The sequence below is a fragment of the Microbacterium sp. NPDC058342 genome, from assembly GCF_042723935.1.
Lineage (GTDB): Bacteria > Actinomycetota > Actinomycetes > Actinomycetales > Microbacteriaceae > Microbacterium.
In genome coordinates, this window is sequence record NZ_JBHXID010000001.1 from 956,390 (window position 1) to 973,003 (window position 16,614).

The following is a 16,614-nucleotide window of genomic DNA, read 5'->3' on the forward strand; positions in this document are numbered from 1 at the left end:
ACATAGGACAGTCTGGGTGGTCGCAGCGCTGTCATTCGCGGTCATCTTGAGCCTCGTCCTCGGGTCGCGGACGCTCTCGCTCGGCGACGTCTGGGCCGCTCTGACGTCGCCGTCCGGCACCGATGCCGACATCGTCGTGCTCGATCTGCGCCTGCCGCGCACGCTGCTGGGTCTGGTGGTCGGGGGATGCCTTGGCGTCGCCGGCGCCGTGATGCAGACGCTCACACGCAACCCCCTCGCGGAACCCGGTCTCTTCGGCGTCAGCGCGGGCTCGTCCCTCGCCGTGGTGATCGGCCTGCAGGTGGCGGCCGCATCGAGCATGACGGCCCAGGTCGGATGGGCGCTCGGCGGGGCGCTGGCGGCCACCGCACTGGTCTTCGGAGTCACGGCGCGGCTCGGGGCGAGTGGCGTCTCGCCGGTGACGCTGGCCGTGATGGGGGTGGCCGTGAGCGCGGCACTGGCCGCGATCACGTCGGCGATCGTGCTGCTCGACGCCGACACTCTGGACGGCTACCGCTTCTGGGCGGTCGGAGCGCTCTCGGGACGAGGTTCGGCGGTGGCCGCGCAGGTGCTGCCGTTCGTCGCAGCCGGGTTGGCGCTCGCGATGCTCTGCGCGCGCGATCTCGACCACTTCCTGCTCGGCGACGACCTCGCGATCTCGCTGGGCGTACGCGTGACGCGACTGCGGCTCGCCGGCATCCTCGCCATCGCGCTGCTGACCGGCGCTGCCGTCGCGGCGTGTGGTCCGATCGCGTTCATCGGGCTGCTCGCGGCGCACGCGGGCCGCGCCCTGGTCGGCACGCGGCACCTGCTGCTCCTTCCGGTGTGCGCCGCGCTGGGAGCCGCGGCGCTGCTTCTCGCCGATGTGGTGGGGCGACTGGTCGCCGGCACCGGCGAGCTGCAGGTCGGAGTCGTGCTCGGCGCGGTCGGGGGCCCGCTGTTCCTGGCGACGGTGGCCCGAAGGCGGATCGTGCTGTGACGGTCGCAGCCTTCCGGCGCCGACGTGAGAGCTGGGCGTTGATCGCCGCGACCCCTCTCGTGCTCGCCGCGCTGCTCGCCTCGCTCGCCCTGGGCGGCGAGATCCTGGGGCCCGACCGCGTCGTCGGCGGTCTGCTCGGTGGCGAGGACGCCTTCGTGGTTCAGACGCTGCGTCTGCCGCGCGCGGCCGCGGGTATCGCCGTCGGCGCGGCGCTCGCCCTCGCCGGCGCGATCGCGCAGACCGTCATGCGCAATCCGCTGGCCAGTCCGGACATCGTCGGCGTGACCGGCGGTGCGAGCGTCGGTGCGGTCGCGGTGATCACCTTCGCGGGCTCGGCGGGCGGGGTCTCGGGCTCGGCGGCGATGATCGGCGTGCCCCTCGCGGCCGTCGCCGGGGGAGCGGCGGCCACCCTGCTCGTCTCGCTCATCGCCCGGACGACGGAGCGGGTGGTGCTGGTCGGAGTCGGCGTCACGGCGATGTGCCAGTCCGCGGTGACCTGGCTCCTCGTCCAGGGTGACGTGAACGATGCGGGCCGAGCGGCGACCTGGCTCACGGGATCGCTCAACGGCAGGAACTGGGCCGACGTGGTGCCGGTGCTCGCCGTGCTCGCGCTCTGCCTGCTCGCGCTCACCGCGCTCGTGCGCCCCCTCTCCATGATCGCTCTCGGCGACGACGTCGCCGAGGCGCTCGGCGTACGCGTGAACCGCGTGCGCTGGATCAGCCTGGCACTCACCGCGGTGCTCGCGGGCGTCGCGACGGCGGCCGCGGGGCCCGTCGCGTTCGTCGGGCTCTGTGCACCGGCCATCGCGCAGCGCCTGACGGGTGCGGGACGACCGCCGCTTCTGCTCTCGGTGGCGGTGGGAGCGATTCTCGTGGGCGCGGGCGATCTGGTCGGCCGCAATCTGTTCGCCTGGTTCGGCGCCGGTCCCGTGCAGCTGCCCGTGGGCATCGTCACCGGCGCCGTCGGCGCCGTCTACCTGATCTTCCTCATTCGCAGAAGGGCGCGCTCATGACTCTCATCGCCGCCGGGCTCAGCCTCGGCTACGGACGACGCCCGGTGGTCGCCGACGTCGATCTCGCGTTCGAGCCGGGCCGGCTGACCGTCATCATCGGGCCCAACGGCTCCGGCAAGTCGACGCTGCTGCGCGGCCTCTCCGGTCTGCTGCGGCCCAGTGACGGCTCCGTCCGGATGCAGGGCAGGGAGATCTCCCGGCTCTCGCCGCCCGTGCTCGCGCGGATGCGGGCTCTGCTCCCTCAGGCGCCGCTGCCCCCGGAGGGCCTGTCCGTGCGCGAACTCGTCGCCCGGGGCCGGCACCCGCACCGGGGAGTGCTCGCGCCGTGGTCCGCGCGAGACGGCGAGGTTGTCGACGACGCGCTCACGAGGGTCGACCTGCTGCATCTGGCCGATGCGCCGATCGAGAGCCTCTCAGGAGGGCAGCGCCAGCGGGCGTGGATCGCGCTGGTGCTCGCGCAGGAGGCCGGGATCGTGCTGCTCGACGAGCCGACGACCTACCTGGATCTCGCGCACGCCGTCGACGTGCTCGTCGCCGTGAGGCGCGTCGCCGCGCAGGGGCGCACCGTCGTGGCTGTGCTGCACGACCTGACGCTGGCGGCTCGCTTCGCCGATCGCATCGTGGTCATGGCTGAGGGGCGCGTGGTCGCTGCCGGCGCTCCCCAGCAGATCTTCGCAGACGACCTGCTGCAGGAGGTGTTCGGCCTCAGTGCACGAGTCGTCGAGGTGGAAGGGGCGCCCGTGGTCGTCCCGCTGGATGTCCCCGCCGAGGTCGACCGGATCTGAGCCGCCGGGCGATCGCCTCGCGGGGATCCCGCGCCTACTGCCGGCCGAACCGCTTGTGGGCTGCCTGCCTGCTGACTCCCATCGCGCTGGCGATGGTCTGCCAGGAATATCCCGCCAGGCGGGCGCGGCGCACCTGCGCCTCCTCGGTGCGGGCGATCTCCCGGCGGGCGGCGGCGAGCCGGTGCAGCTGCGCGATGGGCTCGCCCTCGGGATCGGTGGGAACTGCGGTGCGAACGGTCATGTCGTCAATATAGGTTGACGCCGCGCGAGTGTCAACCGTCGTTGACGTGTGCGGTGGGGCAGGATGGACGGATGCTGATTCCTCCGAAGCTCGCGTCCGGCGACCGCGTCGCCATCCTTTCGCCTGCTTTCGCGGCACCGGCGGTGTCGGAGGAGATCCACGAGCAGGCGCTGCGACGTCTCACCGAGCTGACCGGCCTCATCCCCGTCGAGTACCCCACCACCCGGCAGCTGGATGCCACTCCCCGGGCGCGGGCGGCCGACGTCGACGCCGCCTTCGCCGATCCCGGCATCCGGGCCATCATCGCGACGATCGGCGGCGACGACCAGATCCTCGTGACCCGCCACCTCGACCCGGCGCTCGCGCTCGCAGATCCGAAGCCCTTCGTCGGCTACAGCGACAACACCAACATCCTCAACTGGCTGTGGCGGCTGGGGATCGCCGGGTACTACGGCGGCTCCACGCAGATCCATCTCGGTGCCGGCCCGGGCGTGGACGACATCCACCTGAGTTCGCTTCGGGCGGCGCTGATCGATGGCGGTGACATCGAGCTCACCGAGCCGGGGGAGTCGGAGGACTTCGGCCGGCGCTGGGAGAGCCCCGAGGCGCTGACCGAGTTCGGCGATCGTGAGCCGACCGGACCCTGGGCCTGGGCGGGGCCGGCGACCTCGGTCACCGGACGCACCTGGGGCGGCTGTCTCGAGGTCGTCACCCAGCTCGCGCTCGCCGACCGGCTTCCGTCCGTTGCCGAACTCGCCGGTTGCGTGCTGCTCCTCGAGACCAGCGAGCGGCTGACTCCGGCAGCGGTCGTGGCCGAGCAGCTGCGCTCGTTCGGCGAGCGCGGTATGCTGGAGGCTGTGGCGGGGGTGGCGTTCGCACGGCCCGCGGTGAGCACTTTCGACGTCTCCCCCTCTGCGGCCGAGAAGGCGCAGCTGCGCGAAGAGCAGCGCGACGTGGTGATCGAGCAGGTCGCCCGGTACAACCCGGATGCCGTCGTGTGCGTCGGCGTGCCCTTCGGCCACACCCGCCCGCAGTGGATCGTCCCCTATGGCGGCGAGATCACGCTCGACGGCGCCGTGAAGCGGGTCAGCGCGAGGTACTGAGCCCCCAGACGGCGACACCGGCATAGCACGCGGTTATGGCGGATTGGGATAGGGCGGGCCGAGGCGAAGCGCGAGACTTTCGGGAACCACGATGACGTGGGTGCCGGTTCGCACCGGGGATTCGACACGAAGGAGTGTTTCGATGACAGACAACACACAGGCGCGCGCAGATCGGTGGCGGAAGCGGCTGAGCGCCGTCGCCATGGCCGTCCTGATCGCGGCGGGCGTGGCGGTCGCGCAGCCCGCTGCTGCGGCCACGACCTATTGCGTGAAGGGCACCGGCTATTACTGGCAGTCGATCGCCGAAGACGATTTCGATTCGTCGTGGAACACCGCCGGCTCGTCGGACTGGACGCTGAAGAGCGCGAACGGGCAGGTGCTGAAGAAGGGCACCACCAGCGCAGACGGACGATTCTCCGCCTGCTCGCCGGCGGCCGGGGCCTCTGGCGTCACACTCACCCTCTCCTCCACCGCGTCCGCGAACGGGCGTGTGCAGTGGCGCACCGTGTCGCGCACCTCGCTGACGCCGTACCAGATCACCGTGCCGGTCTCGGGGGCGCGTACGACCGCCGCGGACGGTACGGTCACGATCGCCCAGCCGAACGTCCAGATCGACGGGAATCTGGCCGGTGCGTGGCACATCATCGACACCCTGCGGCTGCTGTGGGACAAGCGCGGTTCGACCGGCGCCTGCTGGAACGGCAGCGCGTGCGAGGCGCTGACCTTCCGATGGGGAACGCAGACCTCGGGAGGCGGCGTCTGGGTACCGGAGCTGCACGACGTCGTGCTCGATTACGGCGACGCCACCTCGAAGCACACGATCCTGCATGAGGCCGGTCACTGGTGGCAGTGGACGCTGGCCGGGCAGCATCTCGAGGGCAACGGCAAGTACAAGGGCTGGGCCAAATGGATGGACATCGGCGACTGCGACCCGCACGACTACGACCTCACGACGAACACGACGTGCGCGTGGACGGAGGGCTGGGCGAATGCCGTCGCGGCGCACGCGCTGGGCGACCGGCGCTACGTGTACGCCGACGGACGCCCCGACGCCGTGTTCGACACGACGTACTCGACGGCCGACCGGTCGGAGGGCAACATCACCGCGGCCCTGCTGGGGATCTTCGACGTCGACGGCGGCTTCGACCGCAGCGCCAAGGCCATGGGCACGCTGCGGACCACGTTCGGTCAGTACTACGGCGCTCGAGGCACGCTGAAGTACAACAACGCCGCCACGGACGCAGCGGTGAAGAAGTTCGGGATGGATCCGATTCTCATCCTCTCCTCCGCACCGGTTTCGTGATGCGCTGACGGTACCGCGACCCGGCCGCCTTCGGTCGGGTCGCGGTATCCCTCGATGTTCACATGGGACGGTCGCGTCGCCGTTCCACTCCCCGCGGCGCTCAGCGCCAGAGGACGGCGATGCCCGCGTTCACCAGCGTCAGAACGCCGACGGCCCAGAACAGCACGGGCGGCACGGCGCCAGACTTGCGCTGGCGTGCCTGACCGATGCCGAGCAGGGCGCCGATCGCGATGAGTACGACGAGCTTCGTGCCGATCTTGGCGTACGGCATGTCACCCGCGCTGACGCCCTCGGGCAGGCCCCAGGGCGCTGCGAGGGCCAGGCCGGCGACGGCGGCGATCGAGATGCCGACGTGCATCAGCCGGGTGATCTCGCGCTTGCCGCCGAACGCCTGCACGGCCCAGGAGCCGAACAGCACGGCGAAGCCGATCAGATGGACGAAGAGGACGATGTGGCGCAGGGTCTCCATGGCCCCAGGTTAGCCATCGGCGTCGGCGCGCGGGATCTGATAGGGAGTGCGTCAGCTGCGCAGCGCGCGCACGACCAGTGCGGTGCGAAGAGCGGCATCCGCCGCCTCGGCCCCCTTGTCCTCCTTCGAGCCGGGCAGGCCGGCACGGTCCAGTCCCTGCTGCTCGTCGTCGAGGGTGAGCAGCCCGAACCCCACCGGCCGACCGGCGTCCAGCGACACCCGGGTCAGACCGTCGGTCGTGGCGGCCGAGACGTACTCGAAGTGCGGGGTCCCGCCGCGGATGATCACGCCGAGCGCGACGACCGCGTCCGCCCCGCCGGCGAAGGCCGCCTGGGCGGCGACGGCCAGCTCGAACGAGCCCGGCACGCGCACGAGCGTGTGCGAGGCGCCGGCCTCGTCGAGGACGCGCTGTGCCCCGGCGATGAGACCGTTCGAGATCGTCTCGTGCCAGGTGCCGGCGATGACGACGACGTTCAGGCCGCTGCCGTCGATCGGTGTGGACGGGGTGGGTGCTCCGGCGCCGCTCATGCGTGCTCCTTTCCGCTCGCGAGCGCTGCGGCCAGCTCGGTCTCGCCGATGATGTGGCCCATGCGGTCGCGCTTGGTCTCGAGGTACTGATGGTTGTTCGGGCCGACGCCGACGATCAGCGGGACCTGCTCGACGACGTCGAGCCCGAGTTCGCGCAGCTGTGCGACCTTGTCGGTGTTGTTGGTGAGCAGGCGCACCTTCGACACGCCCAGATCGGCGAGGATGCCGGCCGCGGCCGCGTAGTCGCGGGCGTCGGCGGGCAGCCCCAGCGCGAGGTTCGCGTCGACGGTGTCCAGCCCGCCCTCCTGCAGGCTGTATGCCCGCAGCTTGTTGATGAGTCCGATGCCGCGGCCCTCGTGGCCGCGCATGTAGATGACCACGCCGCCCTCGGCATCGATCATGTCCAGCGCAGCCTGCAGCTGCGGTCCGCACTCGCACTTCTGCGATCCGAAGGCCTCGCCGGTGAGGCATTCCGAGTGCACCCGGACGAGGGCGGTGTCACCGGGGGTGCCGGATACGACGGCGACGTGGTCGGTGCCGGTGATGCGGTCCTTGTAGGCCAGGAAGCGGAACGTGCCGTGGTCGGTGGGGACGGTGGCATCGGCGCGCAGGCTCACCCGGCGGCCGGTGCGCTTCGTCAGGCAGTCGGCCTCGTCGCGCGGGTCGACCTCGTTGAGGTGCACGATGAGCTGCTCGATCGTGATGACGGGCACTCCATCGCGCTCGCCGAGTTCGATCAGCCCGGGAAGGCGCATCATGCTGCCGTCCTCGGCGACGACCTCTGCGATCGCGCCCACCGGATTCAGCCCGGCCAACCGCATGAGCTCGACCGCGGCCTCGGTATGGCCGCCTCGCTCGCGCACGCCGCCGTCGACGGCGCGCAGAGGCAGGATGTGCCCGGGCCGGATGATGCTCGTGGCGGTGGATGCCGGGTCGGCCAGCACGTTCAGGGTGTGCGCGCGGTCGCTCGCGCTGATGCCGGTCGTCACGCCCTGCGCGGCGTCGACGCTGACCGTGTAGGCCGTGGAGCGGGCGTCTTCGTTGCTCTCCACCATCGGCGGCAGGTTCAGGCTGTCGGCGAGGTCGGCGGGCATCGGCGCACAGATCAGCCCCGATGTCCAGCGCACCATCCAGGCCATGGTCTCCGGTGTGGCGAGCTCGGCCGAGATGATGATGTCGCCCTCGTTCTCGCGGTTCTCGTCATCGGCGACGATGACCGGCCGGCCGGCGCGCAGCGCCTCGACGGCCTCGTTGATGGTGGCAAGGCTCATCGTGAGCCTCCTTCCGGAAGGGCGTGGAACGCGAGGAGGCGCTCGACGTGGCGGGCGAGGATATCGGTCTCGAGGTTGACGGGATCTCCCGGGACGAGCGCGCCGAGGATGGTGGCCTCGAGGGTCTCGGGGATCAGGGAGACCTCGAACCAGGCCGCGGATTCGGCGGGGGAGCTGACCGCGCTGACGGTGAGCGAGGTGCCGGCGACGGCGATGGAGCCCTTGTCGACGACCAGCGGGGCGAGGTCGGCGGGCAGCGAGATGCGCAGTACGCGCCACTGCGCGCCCGGACGCACCTGCAGCACCTCGCCCGTGCCATCGACATGACCCTGGACGATGTGACCGCCGAGCCGTGCGCCCACGGGCATCGCCTTCTCGATGTTCACGCGCGACCCGGCGCCGAGGGCGCCCAGGGCCGAGACGTCGAGGGTCTGCTTCATGACATCCGCGTCGAAGGTGTCGTGGGTGGAGCCGACGACGGTCAGGCACACGCCGCTGACGGCGATCGACTCGCCGTGCACGGCGTCGGCCGCGGCCTTCGGCGCCCGCACCGTGAGGCGCCAGCCGTCACCCGACGCGGTGATGGCGGAGATCTCGCCGATCTCCTCGATGATTCCGGTGAACATCAGCTTCCTTCCGATGAAGCGCTCAGGCGGGCGACGGCGAGCAGGTCGTCGCCGAGAGGGATCCATTCGTCGACGTGCAGCCGGCGCGCCTCCTGGATGCCGTCCACGCCGATGTCGGTGAGCGCCAGGCGGTCGCCGCCCAGCAGCACCGGCGCGACGTAGACGAGCACCGCGTCGGCGAGGTCCGCGGCGATGAACGCGCTGGCCAGGGTCGGACCGCCCTCGACGAACACCCGCTGCACGCCGCGTTCCCCGAGGTCGCTCAGGACGGCGGCGAGGTCATGGGTGTCATAGAGGACAGGGGAGCGGGGATGGCGACGCACCGCGGCATCCGGCGGCGTCGGCCGCGATCCGATGACGACCGGAATCGGCTGATGAGGCAGCAGCGCATCGCCGTCACGAGCGGTGAGAGCGGGATCATCGGCCAGCACGGTGCCGGTGCCGACGACGATCGCGTCGGACGCCGCGCGGCGGCGGTGCACGTCGGCGCGGGCCGCGGGGCCGGTGATCCACTGGCTGCTGCCGTCGGATGCGGCAGCGCGTCCGTCCAGGCTCTGCGCCCACTTCACGGTGACGTGCGGGCGGCCCAGGCGCTGCACCGTCAACCAGTCGGAGACGAGCTCCGAGGCGACAGCGGCCTGTTCTCCCGCCTCGACCTCGACACCCGCCGCCCGCAGACGGTCCGCGCCGCCGCTGGATGCGTCGCCCGGGTCGTCGAGCGCGTAGATCACCCGGCTGATGCCGGCATCGATGAGCGCCTGGGCACACGGGCCTGTCCGGCCGGTGTGGTTGCAGGGCTCGAGAGTGACGACGGCCGTGCCGCCGCGTGCCGCACCAGGCGAGAGCTTGGCCAGGGCATCCACTTCGGCATGCGCGGTGCCGGCGCCGTGGTGCCAGCCCTCAGCCAGCACCTCACCGGCGGGGGAGAGAACGATCGCGCCCACCTGGGGGTTCACACCCCGGGGCCCCTGGGCGGCGAGGGCGAGGGCGCGCGTCATCGCCCGCCGTTCCGCGTCGCTCACTGCCATCGGTCGTCTCTCTCTGGATTCCCGGGGCCGGCAGCGCGCGCGATGGCGTCGCCCGTGCTGCCTCTCTTCCGGACTAGCGAGCTTCGCTCGCATCACCGTCGGTCCCGGATTTCCACCGGATCGGCGCCTGTCGCCAGGCGTTCGCGGACTGTCACCGCCGGTTCGGATTCTCACCGACCCCGGAGCACGTTGATGCTCAGAGTCTAGTCAACGCGGCGCCGGAGGATTCATTCCGCGTCATACATCTCACTTCAGCAGCCGTGACAGTCGCCGATCCGCGAGCGCCTTGCCGCCGGTCTGGCACGTGGGGCAGTACTCGAGGCTGCGATCCGCGAAGAACACGCTGCGCACCGTGTCACCGCACACCGGGCACGCTTCGCCACGGCGCGCATGCACGCGGAATCCGGCCCTCTTGGCATCCTTCAGATCAGCGGGCGGCTTGCCTGCCGCCTCGGCGACGGCGTCTCGCAGCGTGGTCTGCATCGCCCGGTACAGCCGATCGATGTCGGCATCGTCGAGGTTGCCCGCCGGAGCGTAGGGCGACATCCTCGCCGCGTGCAGGATCTCGTCGCTGTACGCGTTCCCGATGCCCGCGATGAGCGCCTGGTCGCGCAGCAGTCCCTTGATCTGCATCCGTCTGCCCGTCAGCAGCGCCGCGAAGGCGTCCCGCGTGAACGACGCGTCCAGCGGGTCGGGTCCCAGCCGGGCGACGCCGGGCACGTCGTGAGGGTCGCGCACGACGTACACCGCGAGCGACTTCTTCGTTCCGGCCTCCGTGAGGTCGAATCCGCTGCCGTCGTCGAGCGCCACCCGCAGGGCGATCGGGCTGCGTCCGGGTTTGATGAGCGTCGTCGGAACCGTGTCGTACCAGCGCAGCCAGCCCGCTTTGGCGAGGTGGAAGACGAGGTGGAGATCCGCTCCCAGTGCGATGTCGACGAACTTGCCGTGCCGGACGGCTCCGGTGATCACCGCATCCTGCAGCGCCGTCACGGGCGGGTCGAACGTCTTCAGCGCGGCGATCGCGGCCACGCTGACACGCGTGATGGTGCGCCCCGCCGCGCGCTCGGCGAGGAAGTCGACCAGACCCTGCACTTCCGGCATCTCGGGCATGCAGTCATCCTGTCACGGGTGCCCGCCCAATCGCAGGGCATCGCACGAGATGCAGGGGGTGCGGGTATCCGCACCTGCGTTTCGTGCGAGTTCCTGTGTTTCGGGCGTCAGAGCACCGGCCACTCCACCGGGGCGCGGTCATCGGATGCCAGCAGGCCGGCGATCCAGCCGTCGTCGCGGCCGCGTGGGCTGGCGTGGCCCTGGCGCCGCATCCCCTCATATCGGAACCCGAGGCTGCGAGCCGTGCGTGCCGAAGGTGCGTTACCGACCACGGCGCGCCACTCGATGCGGGCCAGACCCAGTTCGGCGAAGGCGTAGTCGACCACTGCGCGTCCGGCCTCCCCCATCACGCCCTGGCCGCGGTGTGCGGCGGTGCCCCAGTAGCCGATCTCGGCCTCGCCGCCGTGCGCATGCTTCGTGATCCGGTGCAGTCCGATCATGCCGGCCAGCTCGTCGTCGCGCCGGATCGCCCAGACCGTCTCGATGCCGTCCGCCCACCAGCCGGCGACGAGCGCGATGAACTCCTCGGCATCCTTCCGCGCGTACGGGCTCGGCACCGTGGTCCAGCGCGGGATCTCGGGATCCTGGCAGGCGGCCGTGATCGCATCGACGTCGGCCGCGGTCGGGATGCTGAGCTCGAGGCGCTCGGTGCGCAGGGTGACGGGTTCCATCGACCCAGCGTAGAGCTCGTCGAGCGCCCGAGCACGGTGCTCCCGGCCCGATGTCGGCGCGCGAGACTAGGATGAACCGGTGACTGTTCCGGGGATTCTGCGTGCCTTGGAAGAGGCGAACCTGTACCGAGACGCCCTCACCTGGGCGCAGACCGACGCCGAGATCTCGGCGGTCGACGGCCTCGACGCGCCGATCATCGCCGGGCTGCTCGCCAAGCGGGCTCGGGCGGGGCTTCCCGCATCCGCCCTGGTCGTGACGCCCACCGGGCGGCGCGCCGAGTCGGTCGCGGCTGCCCTGGGGGCCTACCTCGACGGCGCGGAGATCCTCACGTTCCCCGCGTGGGAGACGCTGCCGCATGAGCGCCTGAGCCCGAGCCCCGACACGGTCGGCCGGCGGCTGGAGACCCTGCGGCGCATCACGACGTGGGACGGCCGGCGGCCGCTGATCGTCGTCGCCTCGGTGCGCGCCGCGCTGCAGCCGCTGGCGACGAATCTCGGCGAGGCGGCCCCGCTCGAACTGCGCATCGGCGGCCGCGGTGCAGAGCTGGAAGACGCCGTGGAGCAGTTGGTCGAGCGTGCGTACTCGCGGGTGGACATGGTGTCGCGTCGCGGCGAGTTCGCCGTGCGCGGCGGCATCCTCGACGTGTTCCCGCCGACGGCGGATCACCCGCTGCGCGTGGAGTTCTTCGGCGACGAGATCGATCAGATCCGAGCCTTCTCGGTGGCCGACCAGCGTTCGCTTCCCGGCGACGTCGCCTTCGTCGAGCTGCCGGCGAGCCGGGAACTGCTGCTCACCGCCGAGGTACGCGAACGGGCGGCTGCGCTGGTGGGAAGGTTCCCGGCGATCGCCGGGATGCTCGAGAAGATGGCCGAGGGCATCCCCGTCGAGGGCATGGAGTCGCTGCTGCCCGCGGTCTCCGGCCCTCTCGTGACCCTGGCCGAGTACCTTCCCGCGCAGTCGGCGGCGGCGGTGGTCGACCCCGAGCGGGCCAGCGCACGCGCGCAGAACCTCGGCGAGACGAACCGGGAGTTCCTCGATGCCGCGTGGAGCGCGGCGACATCCGGGGCATCCGCCCCCATCGATCTGGGCGCAGGCGATTTCATCTCGCTCGCCCGGCTTCGCGAGATCGTCCGCGAGCGCGAGGGCGTCTGGTGGCGGCTCAGCACGTTCGCGACGGACGATGCAGATGCGGAAGGGCTCGACTCGTCGATCATCCCCTCGTTCCACGGCAACGTCGACGGTGCGATCTCGTTCGTGCAAGCTCGGCTCGGGGAGGGCTGGCGTGTGGTCGTGATCGCCTCCGGCCAGGGGCTCGTCGAGCGAGCCCGCGACGTGCTGAGCGATCGCGGCCTGGCCGCGCGCGTCGTCGACGACCTCACCATGGCGCCCGAGGCAGGTATCGCCACTCTCACCTGCGGCGCCGTGGAGTCCGGATTCCAGGTGCCCGAGGCCAAGCTCGCGGTGCTCACCGACAACGAGTTCTACGGGCGCACCATCGGCGGCGATCAGCGCGTCGTGAAGAAGCTCGCATCCCGACGCCGCAACGTCGTCGACCCCCTGCAGCTCAAGCAGGGCGACTACGTCGTGCACACCACCCACGGCATCGGCCGCTTCGTCGAGATGACCAAGCGCGAGGTCTCCTCCGGCGGTCGCAACGCCGTCAAGTCGACCCGCGAGTACCTGGTGCTCGAGTATGCGCCATCCAAGCGCGGCTACCCGGGCGACAAGCTCTTCGTCCCCACCGATCAGCTGGATCTGCTGTCGAAGTACGTCGGCGGAGAGGCGCCCGTGCTCTCCAAGATGGGCGGCAGCGACTGGGCCGCGGCGAAAGGCAAGGCGCGCCGGGCCGTGCGCGACATCGCCGTCGAGCTGGTCAAGCTGTACTCGGCACGCATGAGCTCCAAGGGGCATGCGTTCGGGCCCGACACCCCGTGGCAGCGCGAACTGGAAGAGGCGTTCCCGTTCGCAGAGACTCAAGACCAGCTGCAGACCATCGATGAGATCAAGGCCGACATGGAGCGCCCGATCCCGATGGACCGGCTGCTGTCGGGAGACGTCGGCTTCGGCAAGACCGAGGTGGCTGTGCGGGCGGCGTTCAAGGCCATCCAGGAGGGCAAGCAGGTCGCGATGCTCGTGCCGACCACCCTGCTGGTCAAGCAGCATCTCGAAACCTTCACAGAGCGCTTCGCCGGCTTCCCGGTGAAGGTGCGGCCGTTGTCGCGCTTCCAGACCGACAAAGAGGCCAGGCTCACCCTGCAGGGTCTCGTGGACGGCTCGGTCGACATGGTCATCGGCACCCATCGCATCCTCACCGACCAGGTGATCTTCAAGGACCTCGGCCTGATGATCATCGATGAGGAGCAGCGTTTCGGGGTCGAGCACAAGGACACGCTCAAGAAGATGAAGACGAACGTCGACATCCTCGCGATGAGTGCCACGCCGATCCCGCGCACACTCGAGATGGCGGTCACCGGCATCCGCGAGATGTCGACCCTGCAGACTCCGCCGGAGGACCGGCATCCGATCCTCTCGTTCGTCGGCCCGCGCAGCGACAAGCAGATCGCCGCGGCGATCCGGCGCGAGATCCTCCGCGAGGGACAGGTGTTCTTCGTGCACAACCGGGTGCAGTCCATTCAGCGGGTGGCGTCGGAGCTGGCCGAACTCGTGCCCGAGGCGCGCATCGCGGTCGCGCACGGCAAGATGGGCGAGCACCAGCTCGAGCAGGTCGTGGACGACTTCTGGGAGCGCAAGTACGACGTGCTCGTGTCGACCACGATCGTCGAGACCGGCCTGGACATCTCCAACGCCAACACGATCATCATCGACCGCGCCGACAAGTACGGCCTGTCCCAGTTGCACCAGCTGCGCGGGCGCGTCGGACGAGGGCGCGAGCGGGCGTACGCCTACTTCCTCTACGACGACAGCAAGCCGCTGTCGGAGACCGCCGCGGACCGGCTGCAGACGATCGCACTGAACAACGAGCTCGGCTCCGGCATGCAGGTCGCGCTGAAGGATCTCGAACTGCGCGGCGCGGGCAATCTGCTCGGTGCCGAGCAGGCCGGTCACATCGCCGGCGTCGGCTTCGACCTGTATCTGCGCATGATCGGCGAAGCCGTGGCCACCTTCCGCGGCGAGGACACGGCCTCCGAGGCGGAGCTGCGCCTGGAGCTGCCGGTGGACGCGCGGATCCCGGAGCACTACATCGACAGCGAGCGGTTGCGCCTCGAGGCGTATCAGAAGCTGTCGGCCGCTGCGGCGGCGACGGCGGCTGAGGATGCGATCGATCTGGTCGCCGAGGAACTCGCCGATCGGTACGGAGCGCTCCCCGACGAGGTCGGCACGCTCGTGGCCGTGGCGCGCCTGCGGCGTCGTGCCGCCCGCGCCGGTCTGACGGACGTGGTGGCGATGGGCTCGAACCTCAGGGTCGCGCCCGCCCGGTTCGAGGACTCCATGAAGGTGCGTCTGCAGCGGCTGTATCCCAAGGCGAAGCTGGTCGGCGGGGGAGAGGCGCTCGTGTTGCCGCTCCCTGTCGATGCGGACCTTCTCGAATGGGTGGGGAACCTGTTCACCGCGATGTTCCCGGAGCCCGTGAAGGCCTGATCCCACAGGCGGAGCCTCCGATGGACGCCGAAGCGTGCACCGGAGGCTCCGTCGGGTCAGGCCAGAGCGGCCCTGCGCCGCAGCGCTCGCACTGCGAGCAGCGCGATCCCCGCGGACAGGAGAAGCCCGGCCGTCAGAAGAGTGGGCAGACCGCTCCCGCCGCCCGTGACGGCAAGCGCGCCCTCGGTCACCGGGTCGGTGCCGGGGTCGGTCACGGGGTCGGTCCCGGGGTCGGTCACCGGGTCCGTGCCGGGGTCGGTTCCGGGGTCCGTGCCCGGATCGGTTGCCGTGAGCGAGTTCGTCAGCAGCACGGTCGGTGTCTCCGCGCGTGCGATCGTCACGGACGATGCAGAGAACTCCGCATCGCCCCAGACAGTACCATCGACGGCCTGCGGTGTCTCCTCCGACAGCTCGACCGTCGCACCCACGGGCAGGGCGGGCGATTCTGACGGCGTGCCATCCGCGGGCACCTCGATGCTGCCGGAACCGGCCGGGTATCCGGGGCCCGCAGGGTAGGTGTAGTTCACCGTGAAGTCGCGGTCGTCCGGGAGCAGCACTGCGCCGTCGCCGACGACACGCTTCGAGACGACGAACGTTCCGAGGGCAAGGGCGGAGCCGTTGGTCAGCGTCACCGGCGTCGATTCGCCGCCGCGCAGGACGAAGTCGTTCACCGAGAACTCGGCGGTGGTCCAATCGATCCCGGGAAGCGCCGCCGGCGCCGTTTCGCTCAGGTGCACCACCGAGTCCTCAGGGAAGTCGGCACTCGTCCAGGTCTCGTCGGCGGAGACCGAGAAGTCGCCGTCGAGCACGTCGCCGTCGGGAGTCCTCACGGAATAGCGTCCTGTGAACTCAGGCACGTCGACGTCGGCGGCCGGTCCCGTGACAGCCTTCGTGATCGAGAACCGAGCGACGTCGTCGCCGATGCCGGTGCCTCCTCCACCCTGTCGCAAGACCGATGCGGCCACCGTGGTGGCAACTCCATCCACTGTGATCGTCGCGTCGTTGGTGTACGTGCCCTGCACGCCGCCGTCACTCACCCGGGTCACGAAGGTCACGTCGTAGAAGTGGCCTTCCTGCGCCGTGAAGCTGACGTCGCCGCCGTCCGGAGAGACCTCGGCGTCGGGATTCTCCGTCCACTCGCCCGGACCCTCCACGTTGTTCGGGTAGACGATGAGACCGGGTGCCTGCCAGACGGTCGTGCGGTCGGGCAACAGCGCGTGGTTCGAGCCAGGAGCGTCGCTGACGACGATCTCCTCGCCGCCCGCCATTCCTTCGACGGGCGCGGCGATCTTGACGGACCAGCTGATCTCTCCTGTCGCCCGGTCGAGGACGCCTGTCTTCTCGGACTCCCTCCCGGGGAAGTCGCAGTCGACCGTGCACGGCGTGTCGGAGGCCTGGACCGTGACGGCGGCCGACACATCGCCGAAGACGTAGTCCACACGCGAATCCTGCGCCACCGTCGTCTGGACCTGCACCCAGAAGTTGAAAGTGCCCGAGATGTTGAGCGGGTGAGCCGCGATGTACCCGGAATCGATGTCGCAGACGAGTTCCGTGGCGCTGACCTCGCAGTGCCCCATCTCCGCGCCGTCCGGCGCCAGAAGCGGGAACGCGTCTGTCAGTCCCTGCAGACCCGACGGCAGCGGCAGGACGAACCCGGCGGGAGTCGCCGGGTTGTCCGGCAGGCTCCACGTGGCGTCCAGCCGCGCTTCGGATCCGGACGCGACCGTCGTCTCGGTGAATGCGATGGAATCCAGTGAGCCCTCTGTCTCGTACGGCGGCGCCGCGGATGCCGGCCCGGCCGCTGCGACTCCTGCCAGGCCCACGGCGGCCGCGATGATCGCTCGCGTCAGGTGGAGCCTTCGGCGGTGTTCACCTCTTCTGTGCAT

15 protein-coding genes are annotated in these 16,614 nt (G+C 70.5%); 6 read left to right on the top strand and 9 right to left on the bottom strand.

The window, feature by feature from the left end; all coding sequences use genetic code 11:
• Nucleotides 1–16 precede the first annotated feature (16 nt).
• The 3 genes from ACFWHT_RS04260 to ACFWHT_RS04270 are packed head-to-tail and all read left to right on the top strand — an operon-like array spanning nucleotide 17 to nucleotide 2,777.
• Nucleotides 17–979, top strand: coding sequence for a FecCD family ABC transporter permease (locus tag ACFWHT_RS04260; RefSeq protein ID WP_378825764.1), 963 nt, complete (start codon nucleotides 17–19; stop codon nucleotides 977–979).
• Nucleotides 976–1,992, top strand: a complete 1,017-nt coding sequence (locus ACFWHT_RS04265) for a FecCD family ABC transporter permease (protein ID WP_378825765.1) — start codon at nucleotides 976–978, stop codon at nucleotides 1,990–1,992. Before ACFWHT_RS04260 ends, ACFWHT_RS04265 begins: the two co-directional genes overlap by 4 nt.
• Nucleotides 1,989–2,777: an ABC transporter ATP-binding protein gene (locus ACFWHT_RS04270; RefSeq protein WP_378825766.1), complete on the top strand. Its 789-nt coding sequence runs from the start codon at nucleotides 1,989–1,991 to the stop codon at nucleotides 2,775–2,777. Before ACFWHT_RS04265 ends, ACFWHT_RS04270 begins: the two co-directional genes overlap by 4 nt.
• 34 nt (nucleotides 2,778–2,811) lie before the next feature.
• Here ACFWHT_RS04270 and ACFWHT_RS04275 read toward each other — a convergent pair whose 3' ends face one another.
• Entirely contained in the window at nucleotides 2,812–3,018 is a 207-nt protein-coding gene (locus tag ACFWHT_RS04275) for an AsnC family protein (protein ID WP_378825767.1), read from the bottom strand.
• 71 nt (nucleotides 3,019–3,089) lie between these two features.
• Between ACFWHT_RS04275 and ACFWHT_RS04280 the strand changes: the two genes are divergently transcribed.
• Nucleotides 3,090–4,121: an LD-carboxypeptidase gene (locus ACFWHT_RS04280; RefSeq protein WP_378825768.1), complete on the top strand. Its 1,032-nt coding sequence runs from the start codon at nucleotides 3,090–3,092 to the stop codon at nucleotides 4,119–4,121.
• 142 nt (nucleotides 4,122–4,263) lie between these two features.
• Entirely contained in the window at nucleotides 4,264–5,424 is a 1,161-nt protein-coding gene (locus ACFWHT_RS04285) for a hypothetical protein (RefSeq protein ID WP_378825770.1), read from the top strand.
• Nucleotides 5,425–5,524: 100 nt separating this feature from the next.
• Here ACFWHT_RS04285 and ACFWHT_RS04290 read toward each other — a convergent pair whose 3' ends face one another.
• The 7 genes from ACFWHT_RS04290 to ACFWHT_RS04320 form a co-directional block, all read right to left on the bottom strand.
• A complete protein-coding gene (locus tag ACFWHT_RS04290) occupies nucleotides 5,525–5,893 on the bottom strand; it encodes a Fe-S protein (protein ID WP_378825771.1) in 369 nt (122 codons plus the stop codon).
• A gap of 51 nt (nucleotides 5,894–5,944) precedes the next feature.
• Nucleotides 5,945–6,421: a 6,7-dimethyl-8-ribityllumazine synthase gene (gene ribH / locus ACFWHT_RS04295; RefSeq protein WP_378825772.1), complete on the bottom strand. Its 477-nt coding sequence runs from the start codon at nucleotides 6,419–6,421 to the stop codon at nucleotides 5,945–5,947.
• Nucleotides 6,418–7,692, bottom strand: a complete 1,275-nt coding sequence (gene ribA, locus ACFWHT_RS04300; RefSeq protein ID WP_378825773.1) for a GTP cyclohydrolase II — start codon at nucleotides 7,690–7,692, stop codon at nucleotides 6,418–6,420. Before ribA ends, ribH begins: the two co-directional genes overlap by 4 nt.
• Nucleotides 7,689–8,318, bottom strand: a complete 630-nt coding sequence (locus ACFWHT_RS04305) for a riboflavin synthase (protein WP_378825774.1) — start codon at nucleotides 8,316–8,318, stop codon at nucleotides 7,689–7,691. The genes ribA and ACFWHT_RS04305 overlap by 4 nt, the downstream gene beginning before the upstream one ends.
• Nucleotides 8,318–9,346, bottom strand: a complete 1,029-nt coding sequence (ribD, locus tag ACFWHT_RS04310) for a bifunctional diaminohydroxyphosphoribosylaminopyrimidine deaminase/5-amino-6-(5-phosphoribosylamino)uracil reductase RibD (RefSeq protein WP_378825775.1) — start codon at nucleotides 9,344–9,346, stop codon at nucleotides 8,318–8,320. The genes ACFWHT_RS04305 and ribD overlap by 1 nt, the downstream gene beginning before the upstream one ends.
• 246 nt (nucleotides 9,347–9,592) lie before the next feature.
• Entirely contained in the window at nucleotides 9,593–10,456 is an 864-nt protein-coding gene (locus tag ACFWHT_RS04315; RefSeq protein WP_378825776.1) for an Fpg/Nei family DNA glycosylase, read from the bottom strand.
• 107 nt (nucleotides 10,457–10,563) lie between these two features.
• On the bottom strand, nucleotides 10,564–11,127 hold the full coding sequence (locus tag ACFWHT_RS04320) for a GNAT family N-acetyltransferase (protein WP_378825779.1): 564 nt from the start codon (nucleotides 11,125–11,127) through the stop codon (nucleotides 10,564–10,566).
• A gap of 79 nt (nucleotides 11,128–11,206) precedes the next feature.
• On the opposite strand from ACFWHT_RS04320, the gene mfd reads away from it, so the two are divergent.
• Entirely contained in the window at nucleotides 11,207–14,728 is a 3,522-nt protein-coding gene (gene mfd / locus ACFWHT_RS04325; RefSeq protein ID WP_378825781.1) for a transcription-repair coupling factor, read from the top strand.
• Nucleotides 14,729–14,784: 56 nt separating this feature from the next.
• Here mfd and ACFWHT_RS04330 read toward each other — a convergent pair whose 3' ends face one another.
• On the bottom strand, nucleotides 14,785–16,614 hold the full coding sequence (locus ACFWHT_RS04330; protein WP_378825783.1) for a DUF5979 domain-containing protein: 1,830 nt from the start codon (nucleotides 16,612–16,614) through the stop codon (nucleotides 14,785–14,787).